Source organism: Marivita sp. (genome assembly GCF_051251565.1).
GTDB lineage: Bacteria > Pseudomonadota > Alphaproteobacteria > Rhodobacterales > Rhodobacteraceae > Marivita.
Genome location: NZ_JBPOFB010000001.1, coordinates 1 through 24,200 on the forward strand (window position 1 = coordinate 1; position 24,200 = coordinate 24,200).

Annotated in this window: 26 protein-coding genes and 1 riboswitch; of the genes, 15 read left to right on the forward strand and 11 right to left on the reverse strand. The window is 60.0% G+C overall.

Annotated features, from left to right (window positions below):
* Positions 1-245: 245 nt before the first annotated feature.
* The 4 genes from ACSHXH_RS00005 (at position 246) to ACSHXH_RS00020 (ending at position 3,967) form a co-directional block, all read left to right on the forward strand.
* A complete protein-coding gene (locus tag ACSHXH_RS00005; protein ID WP_435669694.1) occupies positions 246-851 on the forward strand; it encodes a ribonuclease HII in 606 nt (201 codons plus the stop codon).
* A gap of 116 nt (positions 852-967) precedes the next feature.
* Positions 968-2,071 (forward strand): site-specific DNA-methyltransferase, encoded by a 1,104-nt coding sequence (locus ACSHXH_RS00010; RefSeq protein ID WP_435669695.1) that lies wholly within the window; start codon positions 968-970, stop codon positions 2,069-2,071.
* A 235-nt stretch (positions 2,072-2,306) separates the two neighbouring features.
* Positions 2,307-3,080 (forward strand): fumarylacetoacetate hydrolase family protein, encoded by a 774-nt coding sequence (locus tag ACSHXH_RS00015; protein WP_435669696.1) that lies wholly within the window; start codon positions 2,307-2,309, stop codon positions 3,078-3,080.
* Positions 3,081-3,322: 242 nt separating this feature from the next.
* Complete coding sequence (locus ACSHXH_RS00020; RefSeq protein WP_435669697.1) at positions 3,323-3,967, forward strand: L,D-transpeptidase; 645 nt, start codon at positions 3,323-3,325, stop codon at positions 3,965-3,967.
* 9 nt (positions 3,968-3,976) lie between these two features.
* Here ACSHXH_RS00020 and ACSHXH_RS00025 read toward each other — a convergent pair whose 3' ends face one another.
* Positions 3,977-4,258 (reverse strand): hypothetical protein, encoded by a 282-nt coding sequence (locus ACSHXH_RS00025; RefSeq protein ID WP_435669698.1) that lies wholly within the window; start codon positions 4,256-4,258, stop codon positions 3,977-3,979.
* Positions 4,259-4,522: 264 nt separating this feature from the next.
* On the opposite strand from ACSHXH_RS00025, the gene ACSHXH_RS00030 reads away from it, so the two are divergent.
* From ACSHXH_RS00030 to ACSHXH_RS00040, 3 genes are read left to right on the forward strand one after another with little or no spacing between them, the layout of a single operon-like run.
* Positions 4,523-5,416, forward strand: coding sequence for a DMT family transporter (locus ACSHXH_RS00030; protein WP_435669699.1), 894 nt, complete (start codon positions 4,523-4,525; stop codon positions 5,414-5,416).
* A 48-nt stretch (positions 5,417-5,464) separates the two neighbouring features.
* A complete protein-coding gene (locus ACSHXH_RS00035) occupies positions 5,465-6,178 on the forward strand; it encodes a cytochrome c biogenesis CcdA family protein (protein ID WP_435669700.1) in 714 nt (237 codons plus the stop codon).
* A 21-nt stretch (positions 6,179-6,199) separates the two neighbouring features.
* The gene (locus ACSHXH_RS00040; protein ID WP_435669701.1) at positions 6,200-6,610 is read left to right on the forward strand and encodes a thioredoxin family protein; all 411 of its coding nucleotides are present in this window, start codon (positions 6,200-6,202) and stop codon (positions 6,608-6,610) included.
* A gap of 42 nt (positions 6,611-6,652) precedes the next feature.
* Here ACSHXH_RS00040 and aroC read toward each other — a convergent pair whose 3' ends face one another.
* Complete coding sequence (gene aroC, locus ACSHXH_RS00045; protein WP_435669702.1) at positions 6,653-7,753, reverse strand: chorismate synthase; 1,101 nt, start codon at positions 7,751-7,753, stop codon at positions 6,653-6,655.
* Positions 7,754-7,926: 173 nt separating this feature from the next.
* Positions 7,927-8,025: riboswitch (TPP riboswitch) on the forward strand.
* A gap of 35 nt (positions 8,026-8,060) precedes the next feature.
* On the opposite strand from aroC, the gene ACSHXH_RS00050 reads away from it, so the two are divergent.
* Genes ACSHXH_RS00050 through ACSHXH_RS00060 form a run of 3 tightly spaced genes read left to right on the forward strand, consistent with a single transcriptional unit; the run spans position 8,061 to position 11,231 of the window.
* A complete protein-coding gene (locus ACSHXH_RS00050; protein ID WP_435669703.1) occupies positions 8,061-9,050 on the forward strand; it encodes a thiamine ABC transporter substrate-binding protein in 990 nt (329 codons plus the stop codon).
* The gene (locus ACSHXH_RS00055) at positions 9,026-10,543 is read left to right on the forward strand and encodes a thiamine/thiamine pyrophosphate ABC transporter permease ThiP (RefSeq protein WP_435669704.1); all 1,518 of its coding nucleotides are present in this window, start codon (positions 9,026-9,028) and stop codon (positions 10,541-10,543) included. Before ACSHXH_RS00050 ends, ACSHXH_RS00055 begins: the two co-directional genes overlap by 25 nt.
* Entirely contained in the window at positions 10,527-11,231 is a 705-nt protein-coding gene (locus tag ACSHXH_RS00060) for a thiamine ABC transporter ATP-binding protein (protein WP_435669705.1), read from the forward strand. Before ACSHXH_RS00055 ends, ACSHXH_RS00060 begins: the two co-directional genes overlap by 17 nt.
* Positions 11,232-11,314: 83 nt before the next feature.
* Here ACSHXH_RS00060 and ACSHXH_RS00065 read toward each other — a convergent pair whose 3' ends face one another.
* From ACSHXH_RS00065 to petA, 3 genes are read right to left on the reverse strand one after another with little or no spacing between them, the layout of a single operon-like run.
* Positions 11,315-12,103: a cytochrome c1 gene (locus ACSHXH_RS00065; protein ID WP_435669706.1), complete on the reverse strand. Its 789-nt coding sequence runs from the start codon at positions 12,101-12,103 to the stop codon at positions 11,315-11,317.
* A gap of 17 nt (positions 12,104-12,120) precedes the next feature.
* Positions 12,121-13,467, reverse strand: a complete 1,347-nt coding sequence (gene petB, locus ACSHXH_RS00070; RefSeq protein WP_435669707.1) for a cytochrome b — start codon at positions 13,465-13,467, stop codon at positions 12,121-12,123.
* A 12-nt stretch (positions 13,468-13,479) separates the two neighbouring features.
* A complete protein-coding gene (gene petA / locus ACSHXH_RS00075) occupies positions 13,480-14,058 on the reverse strand; it encodes a ubiquinol-cytochrome c reductase iron-sulfur subunit (protein ID WP_435669708.1) in 579 nt (192 codons plus the stop codon).
* Positions 14,059-14,275: 217 nt separating this feature from the next.
* On the opposite strand from petA, the gene ACSHXH_RS00080 reads away from it, so the two are divergent.
* Entirely contained in the window at positions 14,276-14,944 is a 669-nt protein-coding gene (locus tag ACSHXH_RS00080; protein WP_435669709.1) for an outer membrane protein, read from the forward strand.
* Here ACSHXH_RS00080 and pssA read toward each other — a convergent pair whose 3' ends face one another.
* The 6 genes from pssA to fsa form a co-directional block, all read right to left on the reverse strand.
* Positions 14,945-15,703 (reverse strand): CDP-diacylglycerol--serine O-phosphatidyltransferase, encoded by a 759-nt coding sequence (gene pssA, locus ACSHXH_RS00085; protein ID WP_435669710.1) that lies wholly within the window; start codon positions 15,701-15,703, stop codon positions 14,945-14,947.
* Between the two features lie 81 nt (positions 15,704-15,784).
* The gene (locus ACSHXH_RS00090) at positions 15,785-16,390 is read right to left on the reverse strand and encodes a glutathione S-transferase (RefSeq protein WP_435669711.1); all 606 of its coding nucleotides are present in this window, start codon (positions 16,388-16,390) and stop codon (positions 15,785-15,787) included.
* Positions 16,391-16,506: 116 nt separating this feature from the next.
* Positions 16,507-17,127: an FMN-binding negative transcriptional regulator gene (locus tag ACSHXH_RS00095; RefSeq protein ID WP_435669712.1), complete on the reverse strand. Its 621-nt coding sequence runs from the start codon at positions 17,125-17,127 to the stop codon at positions 16,507-16,509.
* A gap of 86 nt (positions 17,128-17,213) precedes the next feature.
* Complete coding sequence (locus ACSHXH_RS00100) at positions 17,214-18,140, reverse strand: tyrosine recombinase XerC (protein WP_435669713.1); 927 nt, start codon at positions 18,138-18,140, stop codon at positions 17,214-17,216.
* The gene (locus tag ACSHXH_RS00105; protein ID WP_435669714.1) at positions 18,137-18,841 is read right to left on the reverse strand and encodes a DUF484 family protein; all 705 of its coding nucleotides are present in this window, start codon (positions 18,839-18,841) and stop codon (positions 18,137-18,139) included. Before ACSHXH_RS00105 ends, ACSHXH_RS00100 begins: the two co-directional genes overlap by 4 nt.
* A gap of 164 nt (positions 18,842-19,005) precedes the next feature.
* Positions 19,006-19,659 carry a fructose-6-phosphate aldolase gene (gene fsa / locus ACSHXH_RS00110; RefSeq protein ID WP_435669715.1) on the reverse strand — a complete coding sequence of 218 codons (654 nt, stop codon included), beginning with the start codon at positions 19,657-19,659 and terminating at the stop codon, positions 19,006-19,008.
* Positions 19,660-19,737: 78 nt separating this feature from the next.
* Here fsa and ACSHXH_RS00115 point away from each other — a divergent pair, with 78 nt between their 5' ends.
* The 4 genes from ACSHXH_RS00115 to ACSHXH_RS00130 all read left to right on the forward strand — a co-directional run bounded on the left by ACSHXH_RS00115 (position 19,738) and on the right by ACSHXH_RS00130 (position 24,200).
* Positions 19,738-21,936, forward strand: a complete 2,199-nt coding sequence (locus tag ACSHXH_RS00115) for a primosomal protein N' (protein WP_435669716.1) — start codon at positions 19,738-19,740, stop codon at positions 21,934-21,936.
* A gap of 342 nt (positions 21,937-22,278) precedes the next feature.
* Positions 22,279-23,076 (forward strand): S49 family peptidase, encoded by a 798-nt coding sequence (locus ACSHXH_RS00120; protein ID WP_435669717.1) that lies wholly within the window; start codon positions 22,279-22,281, stop codon positions 23,074-23,076.
* A 1-nt stretch (position 23,077) separates the two neighbouring features.
* Positions 23,078-23,245: a hypothetical protein gene (locus tag ACSHXH_RS00125; protein WP_435669718.1), complete on the forward strand. Its 168-nt coding sequence runs from the start codon at positions 23,078-23,080 to the stop codon at positions 23,243-23,245.
* 7 nt (positions 23,246-23,252) lie between these two features.
* Positions 23,253-24,200 carry a calcium/sodium antiporter gene (locus ACSHXH_RS00130; RefSeq protein ID WP_435670171.1) on the forward strand — a complete coding sequence of 316 codons (948 nt, stop codon included), beginning with the start codon at positions 23,253-23,255 and terminating at the stop codon, positions 24,198-24,200.

A 24,200-nucleotide genomic window follows, 5' to 3' on the forward strand; every position in this document is an offset into this window, starting at 1 on the left:
CCCGGGGGCGGAATCGAACCACCGACACGAGGATTTTCAATCCACTGCTCTACCCCTGAGCTACCCGGGCACGGGTGAACGTTCGACGTTCGGGTTGCAGCGTTCTATGTGACGGTTTGGGGCGTGTCCAGTGGGTTTTGATACGAAAGCATAAAAACAAATTTCATGTTGGATTGTATCAATGTGGTACGGTGAGAGAGGGGCAGGTGGCTTGCCATCCTCGGTGATATCAGCAACCTGAGCGGATGATTCCAAGTTTTGAATTCGAAGACCGTTTGCGGGCGGGCGGTATGCTACGGATCGCGGGGGTTGACGAAGCCGGGCGCGGGCCTTTGGCGGGGCCTGTCGTAGCGGCGGCTGTCGTTTTGAAGGCGGATACTGTGCCGGTTGGGCTTAACGATTCCAAAGTCCTTACTGCGCACAAGCGTGGTGCGTTGCTCAGTTTGATCCTCGAACACGCACAAGTCGGGATAGGAGAGGCGAGCGTTCAGGAAATTGACGAGATCAATATCCTACGTGCCAGCCACCTTGCCATGTGCAGAGCCATTGACGCTCTGCCGCACACCCCGGATCATGTGCTGATCGACGGCAACCTTGTGCCACGGGAACTAACCCTTTCGGCAACCCCAATCATCAAAGGAGACAGTCTGTCTCTGAGCATCGCAGCGGCGTCGATTGTGGCCAAAACAAGGCGTGACGCAATCATGTGGGATTTGGCGCAACAGTGTCCTGGCTATGGTTGGGAAACGAACCAAGGTTACCCTACAAAATGTCACAAAGAAGCCCTTCGAAATCTTGGTGTAACCCCACACCATAGACGTTCGTTCAAGCCGGTCCACAATATGTTGTGACAAGGAAAAATCATAACCACTTGATTCAAAAAAGAAATTGACCGCGAATCGGCTTTGACTCATCTTTAGGCCCAACGACAGAGCGCAATAATTGCGCCGGCACGATAGGCAGAGTAATGACAAAGATGACCAAGCCGAACAGCGCGGACGCGTTGCCGATCAACACCATACTTGCGGGCGACTGCATCGATGTCATGAACGGGTTGCCCGCTGCGTCGGTCGATCTGATTTTTGCAGACCCACCCTATAACCTCCAGCTCAGGGGCGATTTGCACCGCCCCGACAATTCACTTGTCGATGCTGTGGATGACGACTGGGATCAGTTTTCAAGCTTCAAAGTGTATGACGAATTCACCCGTGCCTGGCTCAAGGCGGCGCGTCGTTTGTTGAAGCCCGATGGCGCGATCTGGGTGATCGGGTCGTATCACAATATTTTCCGCGTCGGATCTGCGCTTCAGGATGAAGGCTACTGGATCCTCAACGACGTGATCTGGCGCAAGTCGAACCCGATGCCGAATTTCCGGGGAAAACGTTTCACCAACGCGCATGAAACCATGATCTGGGCGTCGAAATCCGAAGGCGCGAAATACACCTTCAACTACGAAGCCCTCAAGGCGTTGAACGAAGGTATCCAGATGCGGTCGGACTGGGTTCTGCCGATCTGCAATGGCGGTGAGCGCCTCAAGGATGCGGCAGGCGACAAGGCGCATCCGACGCAGAAACCGCAGGCGTTGCTTCACCGTGTACTGGTTGGCGCGACCAAACCGGGCGATATCGTGCTCGATCCCTTCTTTGGAACGGGCACAACCGGGGCCGTGGCCAAGATGCTGGGCCGGGATTGGATCGGCATTGAACGCGAAGAAAAATACCGCGTGGTCGCCGAGCAGCGGATCGCTGCGGTGCGGCGTCTGGACAAGGCCGCGCTTGAAACCACGACAAGCAAGCGCGCGGAACCGCGCGTGCCCTTTGGCCAACTGGTCGAGCGAGGCATGCTGCGCCCGGGCGAAGAATTGCTGAGCATGAACGGGCGTCACAAGGCCAAGGTGCGCGCGGACGGCACCCTTATCGGGAATGACATCAAGGGATCGATCCACCAGGTGGGTGCACATCTTGAAGGCGCACCAAGCTGCAATGGCTGGACCTATTGGTGCTTCAAACGTGATGGCAAAACCGTTCCCATCGACGTTCTGCGTCAGCAGATACGGTCCGAGTTAAACTGATTTTCAACAGAACACCGCCGGTGCCTGCGGCCATGTAATCGCGGCACCACACCTTGCCCCGCCGACCTTCGGCGGGGCTTTTTTCATCTGCTGTCAGGCTGTTGAGTTTCTCCAGACCCATGGTGATCCAACGTCCAAAGTGTCGTGACACGGCCGGTATAGGCAGTATACCGGATCAGACTTGACACCACAGCTGCACGGCAACGCAAGCAGCAGACCGAAAGGAAGACCTGCGATGAAATGGGCCCGCGTTCGCAATAGTGACGAGACCGAGAGCACAGGACTAGTAATGGATGGTATGTTCCACCCGCGTTCCAGCCTTGGGTCCGACACCGCTTCAGGCGACCCAATCGCTCTGGCGGATGTCACGCTCCTTTCGCCGGTGGTGCCGGGAAAATTCATCGGACTGTGGAACAACTTCAAGGCCGCAGCCGAAAAGGGTGGCCAAGATCATCCAACCCATCCGCTGTATTTCTTCAAGGCCGACACGTCTCTCGCAGGGCCGGGGGCAGAGGTCGCTATTCCTGTTTCCGCAGGCCGCGTTGTTTTCGAAGGTGAGCTGGGCATCGTACTCGGGAACACCTGCAAGAACGTCTCTGTGGCCGAGGCCGAGGCCGCCATTTTCGGCTACACTTGCATCAATGATTTCACCTCGCTGGATGTACTCAATGCGGACCCGTCTTTCCCGCAATGGACTCGTGCCAAAAGCTTTGACGGGTTTGGCGTCGTGGGTCCGGTCATTGAAACTGAGGTGGCGTGGCAAGATCTGACCATTACGGTTCTGGTGAACGACCGCGAACGTCAATCCTATCCGGCGAATGACATGATCCTGCCGCCCGCGCAGATCGTCAGCCTGTTGTCACAGGACATGACCCTCAATCCCGGCGACCTGATTGCCTGCGGCACCTCGCTCGGGGCGCGCCCTGTCAAGGCGGGGATGGTTGTGGATGTTGCGATTGACGGCATCGGTAGTGTGTCTGTCACGATGACGGCCCCGGTCGAGACCTGATATAGTTGGGCTGACCCTCGGCATAGACGGCAAAGCTTTGGGCACATCTGCCCAAAACTATGGACCTCGCGCATTTGTTAACCGCTTTGTACGGGCCTGCCACCTTGCAAATCCGCCCTCGACCCGTGCAAACTGGCAGGGAACCCGAAGCGGCTTTGGCGGTTTCATGAAACGTGGCATCGTAGGTCCACCATTTCACGAACGGCCACATTCGCAGCTGTGATTTGATTGAAAGGTTTCGCATGGTTACTCGACGCTTCATGATTGCCGGACTTACGGCGCTTGCCACGCCAGCATTGATCCGGCCCGCCTTCGCCGCACCCAGCGAATGGGACGGATGGGATGCGCAAGTGACCCCGGCGAATTTTGATCTGGGCACCAGCAACCCTTGGGGCCTGCATCCCCGCTACCTACCACAGCGGGTCACAGCGAATCCCAACCTGACGCCGGGCGATGTGCATGTCGATGCGGTGGCGCGCTATCTCTACCACATACAGGACGATGGCAGTGCGATGCGCTACGGGGTCGCCATTGGCCGTGACGGGTTGTACGAACCCGGCGTCTACACGATCCGGCGCAAGGCAAAATGGCCCAAATGGACACCGACGCCCGCGATGATCGAACGCGAGCCCGAAAAATACGCCCGCTGGGAAGATGGAATGCCCCCCGGTCCTGAAAACGCCTTGGGGTCACGCGCGCTCTATCTCTATGTCGGCAACCGCGACACTTATTTGCGTGTGCATGGCACACCTGCGCCGCGCTCTATCGGGACACGGGCAAGCTCTGGCTGCGTGCGCATGGTGATGGCGCATATCAACACGCTTTATGATCAGGTGGACACGGGCAAGACAGCGTATCTCTATCCGACAGACGGCGGCGCGCTGTAACTCAGCGCATCACGAATCGGCGGGACGCACACAGATCGGGTTGCCGTTGGTTGTGCGCAACGGCAGCTCTGTCGTCTCGACAGGCCCACGGTGCGTGTACCAATAGCACCCGTCCTCTTGTTTCACGCGCGCGGTGCTCAGGTCTTGAAACGATGCGGCGATTGAGGACACTGATTCCGGCACAGTGATGGAATTGACCCCTGTGGACCCGCCGGTTCCGGGTACGGGTTCACACGCGGCAAGGCCCAGAAAGAACAAAGAGCCTGCGAAAATAGCCTTGGGTGTGGTCATGGTGCACTCATTCTACTGTGTTATGTTGCGACGAAGGTCGCACTCCTTGTCTGGGGCCGCAAGACTGTCTGACCATCTCGGGTACACAGCATGGCATCGGTGCCGCAATGATCACAGCGCGCCGCTGACCAAGCCAAAGCAATGTGACCTGCGTGGCGGCCGAAATTTTGGCATACCAAAGGCGTTGAAGTTCCCGCCGCGCGATGCGTAGAGTGCGCCGAAGGCAACGCACGTAAACGTTGCATCCCATCCCCGGAGGCTTTCTTGGACATTCGCGCAATCCTGATGGGACTGGCCTTTGCCGTCATGTGGTCCTCGGCCTTCACTTCGGCACGGATCATCGTCGCCGACGCGCCGCCTTTGATGGCGCTTGCCTTTCGCTTTGCAATCTCGGGTGCGCTGGCGGTGCTGATCGCGCTCTGGATGGGCCAAAGCTGGCGGCTGACCAAACTCCAATGGCGCGCGACGATCATTTTTGGCATTTGCCAAAACGCGCTTTATCTCGGGCTGAACTTCGTGGCGATGCAACGGATCGAAGCGTCGCTAGCCGCGATCATCGCCTCAAGCATGCCGCTACTTGTCGGGGTGGCCGGTTGGTTGTTCGCGGGTCAGCGCATGTCGCCGTTGGGCGTGCTTGGTCTCGTCGCAGGGTTCTGCGGTGTGGTCATCATCATGGGCGCGCGGCTGGGGGCAGGGGCGGACCTGCTGGGTGTTGGACTGTGCCTCATTGGGGTTTTGTCGCTGACCGTCGCCACACTGGCGCTGCGCAATGCCAGCTCTGGTGGCAATTTCATGATGATTGTTGGACTTCAGATGCTGATCGGAAGCGCGGTTCTTTGGCCAGCGGCACTTATCCTCGAAACGCTTGAGGTGACGATGTCCCCGAAGCTGGTGCTGGCTTTTGTCTATACCACGCTGGTGCCCGGTCTGGCCGCCACACTGGTCTGGTTCTGGCTGGTCAACCGGATCGGCGCGGTCAAGGCGGCAACCTTCCACTTCCTGAACCCGTTTCTGGGCGTCGCAATAGCTGCGCTGATTCTGTCCGAAGGGCTGGGCCTGACCGACGTGATCGGCGTGGTCATCATAACCGGGGGCATCCTTGCGGTGCAATTGTCGCGCCAGACGGACAATTCTGAAACAATCGCCACGGGGAAGTGAGCAGACGTCAGATGACAGATTGGCCTAGGCTGGTTTACGCAAAGCCGTATGGAATTTGTGTTCGCATATCTGGCCGGTCTCCTGACGCTCATTAACCCGTGCGTGATCCCGGTTTTGCCCATTGTGCTGGCCTCTGCCGTACAAGCGGACAGGCGTGGTCCCTTGGCGCTTGCCGCCGGGATGAGCCTGTCTTTCGTCGTGCTTGGCGTCAGCGTGACCGCCTTCGGCCACCTGATCGGGCTGACAGTCGATACCCTGGCCATGATCGGCGCATGGATGATGATCGGGTTTGGTTTGCTCTTGCTGGTTCCCAAAGGCGCGGCTGTCATGGCCTCGGCCACTGCGGGGCTGTCGGCGCGGGCCGACGCCGGGATCGACGATCTGGATCGGCACAGCCTGCGCGGCCAATTCGCCGGAGGCGCGCTGCTTGGCGCAGTCTGGAGCCCCTGTATCGGCCCGACACTGGGCGGTGCCATCGCATTGGCCAGCCAAGGCCAAAGCCTTGGCCATGTCACCCTGATCATGACAGCCTTTGCGCTGGGCGTGTCCAGCATTATCCTTGGTCTTGCTTATGGTGCGCGTGGCGCTGTGGGCCGCAACACGGCACGGCTGCGCCAGATCGCACAGGCCAGCCGCCCAGTTCTTGGCGGTGCGTTCCTGCTCGTTGGGATTGGCCTGCTACTGCAATGGAACCACATGATCGAAATTTGGCTGCTCGACACTTTGCCGCCTTGGCTGGTCGATCTGTCCGTACGTTTTTGACCCTCAAAAGGAGACACCTTCATGGATCGCCGTACCTTTATCGCCTTGACCGCTGCCACTGCCACTTTGCCCTTCGCAGCCAGTGCCGACATCCTCGACTATACCCCCGGCCTTGTGCAGGAGCGGTTGGCCAAAGGCGAAACCGTCTTTCTGGATTTCACCGCGTCGTGGTGTTCGACCTGCCGGTCACAAGGCCGCACGATCCAAGCACTCAAGGTGGCGAACCCGGCTTACGGTCAGGCGGTCACGTTTATTGATGTCGACTGGGACACCTACGGCACGTCCGAGCTTGCCCAATCGCTGCAAATCCCGCGCCGGTCAACGCTTGTAGTGCTGAAAGGCGATCAGGAATTGGGTCGCATCGTGGCCCAGACGGGCCAGTCCGAAATTCAGGCTTTGATGGATACAGCCTTGTCTGCCGCCACCTCGTAGAGGTGGCATCACAGCCGCTTGCATCGGCCTTGCAGAGTGCATTTAGCCGATCTTGCCTTGGTTCTTGCCCACCTGTCCGCGATGCAGCAACAGGTGGTCGAGGATCACACAGGCCATCATTGCTTCACCCACCGGCACGGCACGAATACCAACGCAAGGGTCGTGGCGGCCCTTTGTGATGATCTCGGTTTCTTCGCCTGACTTGGTGATCGTTCGACGCGTGCTCAGGATCGACGAGGTCGGTTTGACCGCAAACCGCACGACAATGTCTTGCCCCGTGGAAATCCCGCCCAGAACACCGCCCGCGTGGTTGGAGCTGTACTCCGGCCCGTTCGGACCCATGAAAATCTCATCCGCATTGGCCGTCCCGGTCAAACTGGCCGAGGCCATGCCTTCGCCGATCTCGACCCCTTTGACGGCATTGATGCTCATCATCGCGGCGGCCAGATCAGTGTCGATCTTGCCGTAAATCGGCGCACCCAGTCCGGCTGGCACACCGCGCGCGACCACTTCGATGACGGCACCCACGCTTTCGCCTGACTTGCGCAACCCGTCGAGGTAGTCAGCCCAATCGCTGGCCGCCTGTGCATCCGGCACCCAGAACGGGTTGTTTTCGATCTCGTCCCAGTCGAACCGGCCCCGGTCAATCTGGTGTGGTCCCATCTGGGTCATATAGCCAGTGATCTGCACACCCGGCAGCATCGCCTTGATCGCCTCGCGCGCAAGACCGCCCGCCGCCACACGCGCGGCCGTTTCCCGCGCCGAGGACCGTCCGCCACCGCGATAATCGCGGATGCCGTATTTCTGCCAATAGGTGATATCGGCATGACCGGGGCGGAACTTTTCCATGATGTCGGAATAGTCCTTGGACCGCTGATCGGTGTTTTCGATCATCAACTGCACCGGCGTGCCGGTGGTCTGACCTTCGAACACCCCCGACAGGATCTTGACCTCGTCGGCCTCGCGCCGCTGGGTGGTGAACTTGTTCTGCCCCGGTTTGCGCTTGTCCAGCCAGTGCTGGATCATACCTGCATCAATCGGCACCCCCGGAGGGCAGCCATCGACGGTTGCACCCAAGGCAGGCCCGTGGCTTTCGCCCCATGTGGTGACTCGGAAGAGATGTCCAAATGTGTTCAGGCTCATGGCGGTCTCCTTGGCTTGTCCGTGTCCTAGGGCAGCGGGCGGTGGTCCTCAAGATGTTTCGAATGGGCTATGCCCATCCGACAGAAGCGAGGGGCGCTGCCCGAGGTATTTTCGGCCCAAAGAAACCGGGATCTGGAAGGGGCTTGCAGGGCTGGGCTTTGCGGATTACGCCTGTGCTTACCTCGGGGTGCCAGAACTGGCTGAGATGCGCAAGCGAACCCGTTGAACCTGAACCGGTTAACACCGGCGGAGGGAAGGTCTGGACCTGGTCCTGCTTTGCCCTCTCGCCGCAAAACAGGAGGATGCCATGAAAACGGCCCTTACATTTGCTGCGGGACTTCTTGCCACGACCAGTCTGGTTGCGGCCCAGGAACCCCCCGTTCTGACTGTCTACGCGGGCGACTACATCGTCTCAGAGTGGGGCCCCGGCCCCAAGATCGAAGAAATGTTCGAAGCACAATGCGCGTGTGATCTACAATTCAAGCCCGGTGATCTTTTGCCCCGCATCCTGCTTGAGGGCGACCAGACCGATGCGGATATCGTGTTTGGTCTGAACACGGATGTGACTCAAAAAGCCCGCGAAAGCGGATTGTTCGCGCCACATGGGCAGGACACTACGGCGCTGACGCTTCCGGTGGCGTGGACCGACGAGGTGTTTTTGCCGTTCAACTATGGCCACACCGCGTTCATCTACAATTCAGAGCGGATATCGGACGTGCCTGCCAGTTTCGCGGCATTGTTGGACGCACCGGATGACCTCAAAATCGTGATCCAGGACCCGCGTTCTTCGATCTCTGGGCTGGCGCTCGTGCTTTGGGTAAAGGCGATCTATGGCGACGAGGCCGAACAGGTGTGGGGACGGCTGGCACCGAAGATCCTGACCGTCACCAAGGGCTGGTCCGAAAGCTATGGCCTGTTCACCGACGGCGAAGCGGACATGGTTCTGAGTTACACCACCTCACCGGCCTATCACATCATCGCAGAAGACGACCGCACCAAGAAAGCGGCGATCTTTCCTGAAGGTCACTACTTCATGGTCGAGCTGTCGGCCAAGGTTGTGGGCACAGATGTTCCCGAATTGGCGGATCAGTTTCTTGCTTTCCAACTGTCCGAAGAATTCCAGACCATGATCGCCACTGGAAACTGGTCTTTCCCGGCGAAACTGGACGCATCCAAATGGCCTGACCGGTTCAAGGAACTGAACCTGCCGGAAAAAGTGCTGTTCTACACCGAAGCAGAGGCCGCAGCGTTGCGGGATGAAACGGTTGAGGAATGGCGTCGCGCCTTGTCTCAATAATTGCGGCGCTGACCGTGGCCGGTCTGGTGATCGGCCCGGTCACGGCAGTCGTGCTGCGGGCTGACGCCTTCACCGGGTTTCGCCCCGCAGACTGGCAGGCGCTTAGGTTCACGCTGTTGCAGGCGACGCTGTCGGCAGCGCTCAGCGTGCTGTTTGCCATTCCTTTGGCCCGCGCTTTGGCCCGACGGCAGTTCGTCGGACGAGGGCTTTTGGTGGCGCTCTTGGGTGCGCCGTTCATCCTGCCGGTGATCGTTGCAGTGCTGGGCCTGCTGGCGGTGTTTGGTCAGTCGGGGCTGCTCAACCGCGTTCTGGCCCCGCTGGGAGTGCCCGAGGTGCAGATTTACGGCTTGCATGGTGTGCTTTTGGCGCATGTGTTCTTCAATCTGCCCTTGGCGACCCGGCTGATCCTGCAAGGATGGCTGGCCCTTCCTGCCGAACACTTCCGCCTTGCTGCGACGCTGGGTCTGAGGCGGCGTGCGATGTGGCTGTCGGTCGAGATGCCGATGCTGCGCCGGATCGTGCCGGGGGCGTTTGCGGTGATCTTTGTGATCTGCCTGTCATCCTTTGCCGTTGCGCTGACGCTTGGCGGCGGGCCGCGCGCCACAACTCTGGAACTGGCGATCTACCAATCCATGCGGTTCGATTTTGATTTGGCACGCGCGGCTGTGCTGGGCCTTGTGCAGCTGGCGCTGGCGCTTTGCGCGGGGCTTGTCGCACTGCGGATGACGAGCCTGCCCGTCGCGGCCCGGGCGCTTGACCGTCCGTTGCCGCGCTGGGACCGCGCCGACCGCCGCGCGATCTGTGCAGATGCAGTGTGGATTTGTCTGGCTGCGCTGTTCCTGCTGACGCCGCTGACGATGGTGGTTCTGAATGGCATTGCCGGGATCACCACGTTGGGCGCGTCGGTCTGGCAGGCGGCAGGGCATTCGATCATGGTCGCCCTTGGATCGACGCTGTTGTGCCTGCTGTGGGCGGTGCCATTGGCAACCCGTTGGGGCGAATGGTTGGGCCTGGCCGGGATCGCGCTCTCGCCGCTGGTTCTGGGCATCGGGCTGTTCCTGATCGTGCGCCCCTTTGCCAACCCGTTCGAACTGGCGCTTTACGTCACAGCGACGGTCAACGCCTTTGTCAGCCTGCCGTTCGTTCTGCGCATCCTCCGCCCCGAGGCCGAGGTGATCCGCACCGATTACGCGCGTCTGCGCGGGGCGCTGGGTCTGTCGGACTGGGCGTGGCTGCGCTGGGTGCTGTTGCCGCGTTTGAAACGGCCCTTGGGCTTTGCCGCTGGGCTGACTGCGGCGCTGTCGATGGGTGATCTTGGAGTGATTGCGCTTTTCGCGGACCCGGACCGAGCGACCTTGCCGCTCAAGGTGTATCAATTGATGGGGGCCTACCGGATGGAGCAGGCGGCGGGTGCAGCGCTTGTGCTGCTGATCCTCAGCCTGAGCTTGTTTTGGCTGTTTGACAGGGGAGGGCGCGTTGGGACTGCATCTTGATCATATCCATGCACGGGCTGGCACGTTCGACATCACGGCAAACCTATCGGTTGCGGTTGGTCAACGGGTTGCCATCATTGGCGCATCAGGGTCGGGAAAATCGACCCTTCTGGATGTGGTCGCAGGATTCCTGTGCCCGCTGATAGGCGCTGTGCGCTGGAACGGGCAGGACATCACGCACAGCGCCCCGGCACTTAGACCGGTCAGCATCCTGTTTCAGGACACGAACCTGTTTCCGCATCTGACGATTCAGCAAAACCTTGCGCTTGCGCTGCGTCCGGCCAATGGCCGCCTGAAGCCCGGTGACCGTGAGCTGATCGAAACTGTGCTGTCGCGCGTCGGTCTTGCCGGGTTCGCCCCGCGCCATCTGTCCGAGATGTCGGGTGGCCAGCAAAGCCGTGCCGCCTTGGCACGGGTGCTGATACAGGCGCGACCTGTGTTGCTTCTGGACGAACCCTTTGCGGCGTTGGGCCCGGCGCTCAAGGACGAGATGTTGGATCTGGTGGCCGAGGTTGCAGACGCGGAAACCCTGACGGTTTTGCTTGTCTCGCATGACCCGAAGGATGCGCGGCGCTTTGCACCTCAAAGCCTTGTCGTCGAGGAGGGCCATGTCAGCCCACCTCAGGACACACACGCTCTGTTGGACAATCCGCCACCGACACTTCGTGCATATTTGGGGGCAGGCTAAACGCACGGGGCGGGTGCTGACCTCCATATGAAAAAGCCCCACCAAATTGGCGGGGCCTTTCAAATTCTCAGTAAACCCAAAGGTTACTCTTTTGCGCGTGCCTTGATCGGCGCCCAAAGACGCTTGTTGGTCAGGTACAGCAAGACCGACAGCACTGTCAGAAAGATGACACCAACAAAACCGGCTTGCTTGCGTGCCATCAGTTTGGGCTCTGCTGCCCACATCAGGAACGCAGCCACGTCTTGGGCTTGCTGCTCGACCGTGGCTTCTGTGCCATCAGCGAATTCAACGTCATCGCCATAGAACACCGGTGCCATGGAAATCCAGCCACCCGGGAACGCCTTGTTCTCGTAAAGGACGGTGCCTGCTTCTTCTTTTTCTTCACCGGTATAACCGGACAGCATGGACGCGATATATTCCGGGCCACCCATGCCTTTGAAGAACTGGTTGATCCCAAGGCCGTAGGGGCCATGAAAACCAGCACGGGCTTTGGCCATCATGCTAAGATCAGGTGCTCCGGCCGCAGTGTTGGCCGGGAAGTGGTCTGTGGGACGGGCCGGACGGAAATCTTCGATTTCCTCGTCATACACTTCAAAGAACTGTTCCGCATAGGCGAGAACCTGATCTTCGGGCATGCCGGGGCCGTCCGCTGCCGAAAGAGTGCGCAGCGGCACGTATTGCATGCCATGGCAGGCGGAGCAGACCTGAGTGTAGATCTGAAGGCCTCGCTGCAACTGCGCTTGATCGAAGGTGCCAAACGGACCCTCAAACGAGAACTCAAAGTTCTCGACATAACCCGAGGCTCCGGCGGCATATGCGCCGGAGAGGGGTGCCAGGGCCAATGTGGCCGCGAGGGCAAGTTTCTTAAGCATTGTTCGCTTGTCCTTTCTTACTCGGCCGGGGTCGCAGATGCTGCGCCCTGTGTGGTCGAGGACTTGCCGTAGTTCGCGTTGAAGTCTTCCTCGATCGTCTCGGGCTGCGGCAGTGGCTTTTCAAGCACACCAAGCAGCGGCAGGATCACGAGGAAATAGGCGAACCAATAGGTGGACCCGACCAAGGCGATGTATGGGTAGATCCCTTCAGCCGGCATCGCGCCCACCCACATCAGCACAAAGAAGTTCACCACGAAGACCCAGAACCACCACTTGAACATCGGGCGGTAACGGCCAGAGCGTACCGACGACGTGTCGAGCCAAGGTGCCAGCGCCATTACCGCGATCGAGCCGAACATGGCCAGAACACCAAAGAACTTCGCATCGATGATGCCCCCGGTCAGGAAGCTGGCTGCGATAACCACCCACACGTCACCGTCGAACGCGCGCAGAATCGCATAGAATGGCAGGAAGTACCATTCCGGCACGATGTGTGCGGGTGTGACCAGTGGGTTGGCTTCGATGTAGTTGTCCGGGTGACCAAGATAGTTCGGCATGTACCCGACAACGGCAAAGAAGACCGCGAGGATGATCGCCAGCGCGAACAGGTCCTTGATCACGAAGTAGGGCCAGAACGGAAGCGTGTCTTTCTCGGCATCTGCCTTGGACGTGCGGCGCACTTCAACACCGGTCGGGTTGTTGTTGCCAGTGGTGTGGAAGGCCCAGATGTGCACGATCACGAGACCTGCAATCACGAAGGGCAGCAGGTAATGCAACGAGAAGAAGCGGTTCAGCGTGGCATTGTCCACGGCAGGTCCGCCCAACAGCCACGTCTGGATCGATTCACCGACGAACGGGATCGCACCAAACAGACCGGTGATCACAGTCGCACCCCAGAAGGACATCTGACCCCAGGGAAGAACGTAGCCCATGAACGCGGTGCCCATCATCAGCAGGTAGATAAGCATGCCGATGATCCACGTAATCTCACGCGGTGCCTTGTATGACCCGTAGTAAAGACCGCGGAAGATATGCGCATAGACCGCCACAAAGAATAGCGACGCGCCGTTCATGTGCAGATAGCGCAGCATTGCGCCGCCATTCACGTTGCGCATGATGTGTTCGATGCTCGCAAAGGCCTGATCGACATGCGGCGTATAGTGCATCGCTAGAACGATGCCCGTGATGATCTGCAACGCAAGACAGAAGGTCAGAACGATACCCCAGATCCACATCCAGTTCAGGTTCTTGGGTGTGGGGATGGTCAGCGTATCGTACAGCAGGCCCACGATCGGCAGGCGGCTGTGAAGCCACTTTTCGCCGCCGGTCTTGGGCTCGTAATGGTCGTGTGGAATTCCAGACATTCGCGCGTCTCCTTATCCCAGCAGGATGGTTGTTTCGTCAACAAACTCGGCAGGCGGCACCGGAAGGTTTTCCGGGGCTGGACCGCGGCGGATGCGGCCGGACGTGTCGTAGTGCGATCCATGGCACGGGCAGAACCAGCCGCCAACGCCGCTGTCGGCCATGAAGTCACCCGCGTTACCCAGAGGCACACATCCAAGGTGCGTACACACGCCCATCTGAACCAGCCATTCGCCGCTTTCGTCCATAGCACGGTTTTCGTCGCTCGCGTCCGCACCGTCATCCAAATTCGCATTGCGTGCGACCTGATCGGGGAGGTCGGACAGCTCAACATTCCGTGCAGCTTCGATCTCTTCGGCGGTGCGGCGGCGGATAAAGACCGGCTTGCCGAGCCACTTAACCGTGATCTGCGATCCTTCCGAAACGCCGGAAATGTCCACACGGATAGAGGACAAGGCCAAAACGTCTGCGGACGGGTTCATCTGGTTGACCAGAGGCCAAACCGCTGCACCTGTCGCAACTGCACCGGCACCGGCAGTCGCATAGTACAGAAAGTCCCTCCGGGTACCTTCGTGGTGTTCTGCGTTGGACACGAGGTTTTCTCCATTCATCGGCCGTTCGATTGGCCACAATACGGTTAGGCCGCAATCCGAGCGGCGCTCCGAACGGGTATTTAGCGGGCTACCCCCTAGTCGTCCACCTCCAGACGGCTTAGGTTAGAAATAAGCGCCGAAGTGTCGCGGTAATATGCGCTGACGGTGCTATATTGCCGTGTTAGGCAACGACAAAATGCGAAATGGACGGCTGATCATGCGGAAAACGATTCTGTCAGGTACTCTTGCGCTCTGCGCGTGTGCGGTGGCATCGCCCGCGCTGGCGGAGATGGAGCTGTCAATCTACTCAGGTTGGCAAACATCCCCGCACAGCCGGATATATGGTGATTATCCGGGCACCGGCGCCGAAATAGACGCGCTGATCGGCTGGGAAGGCCGGTCGTTTGAGATGCCACCCTATTACGGTGTGCGTGGCACATGGTGGAAGACCGAAACGCTGGGCTTTGGCCTCGAATTCACCCACGCCAAAGTGTACGCGCCGGATGATGAAAAAGCCGCGATCGGGTTTTCCGACCTCGAATTCACCGATGGCCTGAACATTATCACGGTCAACGCCTACCAGCGCTGGCCGGGTCTTTGGGCCGAAGGGTCAATCACGCCCTATGTGGGCGGCGGCGTTGGTATTGCCGTGCCGCATGTCGATGTGGACACGACCACGGGGATCGAAGAATACGGCTTTCAATACACCGGTCCCGCCGCGCGCGTGTCGGCCGGGGTCAGCTATGACCTCAATGACAGGTTCGCGGTGTTTGGCGAGTATCAGTTCACATATTCCAGCAACTCGGTTGATCTGCCCGAAGGCGGGTCGCTTGAGACCGACATCAAGACCAACGCGTTGAATGTCGGCCTGACGCTCAAGTTCTGATCAGGTGTCTGCCTTGTTGCGCGACTGTGCCAAGGCACGGCGCGACGCGGGCAGCATCCACACCACGGCTCCGATGTAGATCAGGCTGAGAACGACAAGCGCAATCCAAGTATAGATCGCAACCGCCGCGCCAATAGCGGCAAAGCCGACAAGAAACACCTTGACCCGGCGTTGGCTGATCTGTGTGGTCTTGAACGACCAGACCGGAAAGCGCCCGATCATCAACATGCCGACCAGCGCGATATAGCCTGCCAAAATCACGTCCGGGACGATCTGAATGCTGTCAAAGGCAAATGACGCGTACATTGGCAGCATCACCAGGATCGCCCCGGCAGGCGACGGAATCCCTATGAAATATGCGCTTTCCGCCGATCCGTTCTCGGCTTTGCGGGCCACGTTGAACCGGGCAAGCCGGGTCACGGCGCAAACTGCGTAAACCAGAACGGCCAACCAGCCCAGTTGTCGCGTGTCTTCAAGTGCCCAGACATACAAAAGCATCCCCGGTGCGACCCCGAAATTCAGGAAATCAGCCAGCGAATCCAGCTCTGCGCCCATCTTGCTGTCACTACCAAGGGCACGTGCCAGCCGCCCATCCAGACCGTCCAGAATGGCAGCCAGCAAGATCAGCTGGACTGCCAGTTCGTAATTTCCCTGCAACCCGAACCGGATTGCCGTCATTCCCGCGCAAATGGCGGTGACAGTCAGCATGTTCGGCAGCAGCTGAACCAGCGTCAGTTTCTCGCCATTGGCATTGGTCATGTCGGGACAGTATCCTGTAAAAACGTTACGCGTCGGTAAACCTGCGCAGACGAACGTGCAAGCCATGCCTCCCGTCGCAGATCATGCGCCCGGATGTGTCGCCACCATGCTGTCGCGCGTCTCAAATGTCTCGAACCACGCGGCCAAGCCGTCGCGCCCGGTGCGCCAAGACCGTTCGGGGTGCCGCAGGTCCAGATAGCCCAGGGCACAGGCCACCGCGATATGTCCCATATCCATACGCCCGTTGAGATGGCTCATCCAGCGCGTGTTGAGCGCGTCCAGAGCGCGGGACACCTTGCTCCATTGGCCATCGACCCATTCGATCATCACCTTTTCCTCGGGGCGGAACCGCGTCTCGTAGACCATAAGCACCGCCGCATCGAGAATACCGTCCGCCGTCGCCTCAAGGGTCAGCGTGTCCCAGATGCGCTGTTCGGGGTAGAGTGCACCGCCCGCGCGCGCATCCAGAAACCGGCAGATCACCCGGCTGTCATAGAGTGCGGGGCCATCAGAGCGCAGCAATGCGGGGATCTTGCCCACCGGGTTCGCCGCGATCAGCTTGGAATCGGGTGCAAGCGGTGTGGTCGCAACATCGACATGTTCGATATCATCATATTGGCCGGTCTCGTGCAGCAACACGAGAACCTTGCGGACAAAGGGGGACGGGCCCGAGCGAAGTAGTTGCATATGCGTTCTCCAAATGACGGCTGTGCCCTAGCTACGCTGTCAGCGCAGCACTTGCCAAGCGGCGCGTGACGGTGCGTTGGGGCGCCACCGTCTTTCCGTCGACGGGAAAGTCGCGCTCAAAGCGCAGGGGGGTCTGCCATCAACGCGGCCAGCGCTTCCAGCTCGGATCCAAGACCACCGGGAACAAGCGTTGCCGCCCGTGCCCGCACCGCATCGTCCTTGTTCTGACCAAGCTTCCAGGTTGCCGCTATGTCGCTCACCGTCATCCGGCACGGCACGATCATCCGCATCATCTTGTCCAGCACCTCGGGCGTCATCTTACCCGTGGTCCAGGGCGGTTTCGGCGCAAGCCGTGCCTCAAAGAACGCGGATTGTGTGTCCAGCACCTGCCGCATCTCATCCTGCGGCAGCAAAGTCAGTTTGCCGGTGATCTGCACGGCAACATAGTTCCATGTCGGCACCTGATCGACGATTCCGTACCAATCCGGCGAGATATAGGCATCCGAGCCGGTCACTGCGATCCGTGCAGAACGGGGCATCTTCAGGGACCGCGCAATCGGGTTGGAGCGCACCAGATGGATCAACACCTCGCGCCCATCTTGGGACATCAGCACCGGAACATGCGCCACCAACGGCACCGGATCGCCGTTCACCATCAAGCTGCCAAAGGCCCGGTCCCGCACAAAGGCGATGTCTTTGGCGTGGTCACTGCTGTGAAAGCTCGGGTTGGGATGCATGAGGGCGGCTCAGTGGATGGTTGCGGTGCTCCAAACATCTCGCATGGCGGTTTCGGAAAATCCCGAAAAACATTGTATCGCAACACTCAGCCCGCCTTGGGGTGCGACGCCTCGTAGACCTTCATCAGATGCACCGTATCGACCGAGGTATAGGCCTGGGTCGTCGACAAGGATGCGTGCCCCAGCAATTCCTGTATCGTGCGCAAGTCGCCCCCCGCAGACAGCAGATGCGTGGCAAAGCTGTGCCGCATCGCATGCGGTGTTGCCGTTGCGGGCAGGCCCAATTGCATCCGTGCCTGTTCGGTTACCTTTTGCACAAGACGCGCGTTCAAAGCGCCCCCGCGCACGCCGCGAAACACTGGCGCATTGGCCTCCATCTCGAACGGGCACAGCCGCACATAGGTCTGCACCGCCTGCCGCGCGACAGGCAAGACGGGCACAACCCGTTCCTTGCCGCCTTTGCCGATGATCCGCATCGCCTCGCCCAATGGCAGGTCGCGGCCCATCATCCCAAGCGCTTCGGAAATCCGCAGCCCGCAGCCATAAAGCAGCGTCACAACCGCCATATCCCGCGCGCCGACCCATCCCTTGAGGGATTGTTGGCCCACGGTTTCGATCATCGCCCGCGCGGCATATTCGTTCAAAGGGCGGGGCAGTTTCTTCTGAAACTTGGGCGCGCGCGTGGACAGCACGGCGGTGGGTTCGAACCCTTCGCGTTCTGCCAGCCAGCGATAGAAGGATTTAACCGCCGACAGTTTGCGCGCCAGCGACCGCGCGCTGGCTCCGCCGCTGCGCGTCTGCGCCATCCAGGCCCGCATATCCGGCACCGTGATCCGCGACAGCGGCGTCAGCCCTTGGGCGTCGCCGTGATATTCAGTCAGGAAAGCAATGAAATCAACCACATCACCGCGATAAGCGGTCAGGGTGTTTTCGGCGGTGCCGTTCAATGCACGGCTTGACGCCAGCCATCCCTCCAACGCGTCCCGCGCTGCCGGAGAGATCATGAGCGTCACGACAGCCAGCGCCGCATCTGCCGCTCGAACACACCGGTAAAAAATGTCAAAAGGTCGGTGCCTTGTTGCGGCGTGAACTGGTGCGGATCTTCGGCCCCCATGACCAACAGTCCCGGCAACCGCCCCGGCCCGAAATTCAGCTTCAAACAGGCCTCAGAACGGATCCAATCGGCCTTTTCGCCGTAAATCTCGCGGCGGCCTTTTTCGATCTGGCGCAAGGTCACCTGCCGCACTGTCGTGGCGCGCCCGGTGAGAAGGTAGTCATCAATGAATCCCGGTTCCGCGACCGACAGCACCGCCCCAAGCCGCTTGATGGCTGGGTCTTCGTCATTCTGGACCGATTCAAGCACCAGCTTGATCACGTCGACGCGCAAAATCTCGGCCACGTCGCCGCCCAGATCGCGCAGGAAGGGTTCAAATTCCACTGGGTCCAGCATCCGAAGGATCGCGCGATGCACCTGATTGGTGCCAGCAAGGTTTTCGTACGCGGCAGCAATCACCGACCGATGCGTGTCTTCCAACCGGTCAAGACGCGCCTCAAGCCGGTCCATTGCGATTCCGCGCAGGTCAACGATATTGCCCCCCATCGCGCGCTCATTCGCGGCGATCAGGGCACGCATGAGATCCTGATCTTCCAGAATCACATCGGGGCGCGTCATGATCGTTTCGCGCAATTCGTCGTCGATACGGGGGCTGCTCATGCCAACCTCGTTCTGGTTTATTTTTGCAGACCCTATCAGGAAGCTCTGAACGATGCCCGCGTTTTTTCCGTAAAATACGGCCGATCTGCGAAACTGTGGCAGAAGCGCAGGAACGCCCTTCGACGGGCGCTCCAAAAGCGGGGGCGACCCCGCCTTTGCGATCCTCAGAGGATCTTGATGTTTGCGGCCGCCGCGTCCTTGACGAACTGGTCCAGACCCTTGTCTGTCAGCATGTGGTTGGCCATCGCCTTGATCACTGCGGGGGGGGCTGTGGCCACATCGGCTCCGATCTTGGCACATTCGCTCATGTGATTGGCCGTGCGGATCGATGCGGCAAGGATGTTCGTCTCGAACCCGTAATTGTCGTAAATCTCGCGGATATCCGCGATCAGGTCCAAACCATCAAGGTTCAGATCGTCCAGACGCCCAATGAACGGAGAGATAAATGTCGCCCCCGCCTTGGCCGCCAAAAGCGCCTGATTTGCCGAAAAACAAAGCGTCACATTGACCATTTTGCCTTCGTCGGTCAGCACCTTGCAGGCTTTCAAGCCGTCCCATGTCAACGGCACCTTCACCGCGATATTCTCTGCAATCTCGGCCAGCTTGCGGCCCTCAGCGATCATGTCTTCGGCCTTGAGCGCGACGACTTCGGCAGACACCGGGCCATCAACCAGATCACAGATTTCCTTGGTGACTTCGAGGATATCCCGACCGGATTTCTTGATCAGGGACGGGTTCGTGGTGACACCATCCACCATGCCCAGATCGTTCAGTTCAGCAATGGCATCAATTTCGGCGGTATCGACAAAAAATCTCATGGGCTTCATCCTCTGATGGGTTGGCCTTTCCTAACGCGCGCTTTACCCCATGACAATGATGACTGAAACCTTGACCTGATGGCGCTAACACCCGGCTATTTTGACGAGGGCACCTTGATTGGCGTGCTCACCACCCAGCCATTGGACCGGGTGCTGGACTACCGCGCGCCCGAAGGCGGGTGTCATCTTGGGGCCTTTGTCGAAGTGCCGCTGGGTCCGCGCAAGGTGCTTGGTGTCGTGTGGGGGGCCGGCAGGGGCAACTACGACATCTCAAAGATCCGAGCGGTGATCCGTGTGCTTGATGCCGCTCCGATGCGCGAAGAGCTGATGGCGTTCCTCACCCGCGCGGGCGACTACACGCTGACCCCGCTGACCGCGATGCTGCGCCTTGCCACTCGCGCGCCGGGGCTGGGCGATCCGCCGTCGATGCGCAAGATTTACCGCTTGGGCGACACCACACCTGACCGCATGACCGATGCGCGCACCCGCGTGCTCGACGCGTTGCGCGATATGGGCGGACTGTCCCTGACCCTGCGCGAACTGGCCGAGGCGGCAGGCGTGACCACATCGGTGGTCAAGGGCCTCGCCAAGCTTGGTGCGGTGCGCGAAGAAGACAGCCCGCGCGACACGCCGTTCCCGACGCTGGACCCGAACCAGACCGGCAAGGATCTGACCGATGATCAGGCCGCTGCCTCCGCCACCCTGCGCGCCGCCGTCGCTACCCGCAGTTACGGCACGACGCTGCTCAAGGGTGTCACCGGATCGGGCAAGACCGAGGTTTACCTCGAAGCGGTGGCCGAATGTCTGGCTCAAGGCCGTCAGGCGCTCGTCCTGCTGCCTGAAATCGCGCTCACGTCAGAATTCATCACCCGCGTTGATGCCCGTTTTGGTGCACACCCGGCCGAATGGCACTCTGGTGTCACGATCACCGACCGCCGCCGCGTCTGGAAGATGGTGGCGCAGGGCGGCGCGCAACTGGTGGTTGGCGCGCGATCCGCGCTGTTCCTGCCGTTCCGTGATCTGGGTCTGATCGTGGTGGATGAAGAACACGACACCTCGTACAAACAAGAGGACGGCGTGCTGTATAACGCCCGCGACATGGCCGTTCTGCGCGCATCGATCTGTGGCGCGCAGGTGATCCTCGCTTCTGCCACGCCCAGCCTCGAGTCCTGGGCAAATGCCGACGCGGGCAAATACACCAAGCTCGACCTGACCGCGCGCTTTGGGGCGGCTGTCATGCCTGAAATGCGGGCCATCGACATGCGCAACGAAGATCTGCCGGGATCAAGCTGGATTTCGCCAACGCTGCAACGCGCCGTCCAACAGCGGCTCGACAAACAGGAACAGGCGCTTTTGTTCATCAACCGGCGCGGCTATGCGCCGGTTACGATCTGCCGCGCGTGCGGACACCAGATCGGATGCGACCACTGCGACGCGCGGATGGTCGAACACCGCTTTCTCAAACGGCTTGTCTGCCACCAATGCGGTGAGACCAAACCGATGCCCTCGGTCTGTCCCGCCTGCGAGGCCGAAGACAAACTGGCCGCCGTGGGCCCCGGTGTCGAACGCCTTGCCGAAGAGGCGCAGAGCTTGTTCCCTGACGCGCGCTTGGCGGTGTTGTCGTCCGACATGTTCGGCTCTGCCCGCGCCATCAAGGCCGAGATCGAAACCATCGCCAGCGGTGGTGCGGATTTGATTATCGGCACACAGCTGGTTGCCAAGGGCCACAACTTCCCGTTGCTGACGCTTGTGGGCGTGATCGACGCAGACCTTGGCCTGCAAGGGTCCGACCTGCGCGCGGCGGAACGCACGTTTCAGCTCATGCGACAAGTGGCAGGCCGGGCTGGGCGCGCTGACAAGCCGGGTCAGGCCCTGATGCAAACCTACCAGCCCGAGCACCCGGTGATCCGCGCGATCCTGTCTGGCGACGAACAGGACTTCTGGACTGCCGAAGCCGGCGAACGCCGCGCCGCTGGTGTGCCGCCTTACGGGCGTCTGGCCGGGATCATCCTGTCCTCCACCGACATGCAAGAGGTGTTTGACCTCGGCAACGCCATGGCGCGCAATGATGGCCCGCTGCGCCGCGTGGGTGCACAGGTCTATGGCCCTGCGCCTGCACCCATCGCCCGTGTGCGGGGCCGCCACCGCGTGCGTCTGTTGGTCAAAGCCCCCAAAGGCACGGCGCTGCAACCCGCCCTTTCAGAATGGGTCGCGCCGTTCAAGCTCAAGGGTGATCTGCGCATGGCCATAGATATTGATCCCCAGAGTTTCTACTGAAGCAGACTGTCGATGTGCGCTTTCGGTCAACCGAAGCAGCGGGATGCGTCATCGCATCCATGCGGAAATGACAACGCAAGCACGTGTTGAGGCCGTTCGTGCCAGAAATCAGGTGATCGGCTTTCAAGTCACGTTGCTCGGTGCGACACGTTCGAAAACCGCAGCACCAAGAGCGCCTGAACCTTAACAAAATCTTAATAGGTCCGCTCCGGCCCCAATGTTTCGCGCGCGAAACAATGGGTCAGCATATGCACCCTTTCGCCCGCGTCCTACAATCCACAGGCCAGCCATATTTGCTGGCGCGCCTTGTATGCCCGTCGACCCCATTCTACATGAGCCTTCATGAAGCGCTTTATACCATTTGTGAAATCTGATCCCACCGTAGCCGTTGTTCGGATGCAAGGCACCATCGCGGCGGGGTCTCGCGCCACGCTCAGCGATGCGGGCCTGCGCGGTCTGCTTGAAAAGGCGTTCCGCAAGGGCAAACCAGCGGCTGTGGCTCTCGAAATCAATTCTCCGGGCGGCTCTCCGGTGCAAAGCTCGCTGATCGGTGCGCGCATCCGCCGTCTGTCGGACGAAACCGAAATCCCGGTCTTTGCCTTTGTCGAAGACGTGGCGGCCTCGGGTGGCTACTGGATCGCATCGGCGGCAGACGAGATTTACGCCGATCCCGCGTCGATCCTTGGATCAATCGGTGTGATCTCGGCAGGCTTTGGCGCGCATGTGTTTCTGCAACGCCAGGGCATTGAGCGGCGCGTCTACACGGCGGGAAAATCCAAATCCATGCTCGATCCCTTCCGTCCCGAAAATGAAGAAGACGTGGCCCGTTTGAACCGTCTTTTGGGGCAGTTGCATGACACGTTCATCACCCAGATCAAAACCCGGCGCGGCGACAAGCTTGCCGATAATCCGGATCTTTTTACCGGCGACATCTGGGTCGGGCAGGGGGCTGTCGATGTGGGGCTGGCGGATCATGTCGGGCATCTGGTGCCTGCAATGAAAGAGCGCTTTGGCGACAAGGTTAAATTCCGCCGCTACGAACAGCGCCGCCCCTTGCTCAGCCGTTTCGGTGCGACCCTGACCTCTGATGCGCTCAGCGCCATCGAAGAACGCGCCGAATTTGCGCGCTACGGGCTGTAACGTGGTTACAAAGATCGTTTTCCTGTTTCTCGCGTTCATGGCGATCCTTGCGATGTTCGGCAAGCTGCGCATCCCCGGTGCCAAGCGCCTGAGCGATGCAAAATGCAAGAAATGCGGACGATACCGCATCGGCAAGGGTCCATGCCCCTGCGACGGAAAGGCAGGCTGACATGCTGATGATCTGGGGTAGCGTTGTTGTCGGGCTGGTGATCCTGCTCTTGGCCGGGGATGCCTTGGTCAAGGGCGCGGTGAACCTGTCGCTCCGCATCGGTATCCCGGCCCTGATCGTCAGCCTGACGGTGGTGGCGTTTGGTACCTCTGCGCCCGAGCTTCTTATCTCGATCAAGGCGGCAATGGACAACGTGCCGGGCATCGCGCTGGGCAATGTGGTGGGATCGAACACAGCCAACATCCTGCTTGTTCTGGGCATTCCCGCGCTTCTGGCTGTCATGCACACCAGCGAATGCAACACGCGAAAAAGCTATGTCATCATGTTGGCCGCATCGGTGTTGTTTATCGCATTGGCCTTCCGGGGTGTCTTTGACTGGATGTCCGGGATCATCCTTTTGGCTGTTCTGGCCGTCATCCTTGGCGATTCCCTGCGCGAAGCGCTGGCCCATCGCCGCGCTGGACAGGCCGCAGAAGACGAGGAAGAGCCGGAAGGCGCAGACCCGGACATGCCGTGGTGGAAGATCAATCTGTTCCTTGTTCTGGGTTTGGTCGGTCTACCTTTGGGTGCGGATCTGCTCGTCGACAGTTCCGTCAAGATCGCCAAAATATACGGAGTCAGTGACACCGTGATCGGCCTCACGCTTGTGGCATTGGGCACGTCGCTGCCGGAACTGGCCACCACCGTTATGGCCGCATTGCGCCGTCAGGCGGATGTGGCGCTGGGCAATGTGATCGGGTCGAACATGTTCAACCTGTTGGCCATTATCGGGGTGGCCTCGCTCATTGCGCCGATCCCTGTGGACCCGGAATTCCTGCGCTTTGACCTGTGGGTCATGCTGGGCGCATCGCTTTTGATCTTCCCGTTGGTGTTTATGGCCAAAGACCTGACCCGCATCTGGGGCGTGACCTTGTCGGCGCTGTATCTGGGCTACATTGCGCTGGTCATCTTCTAA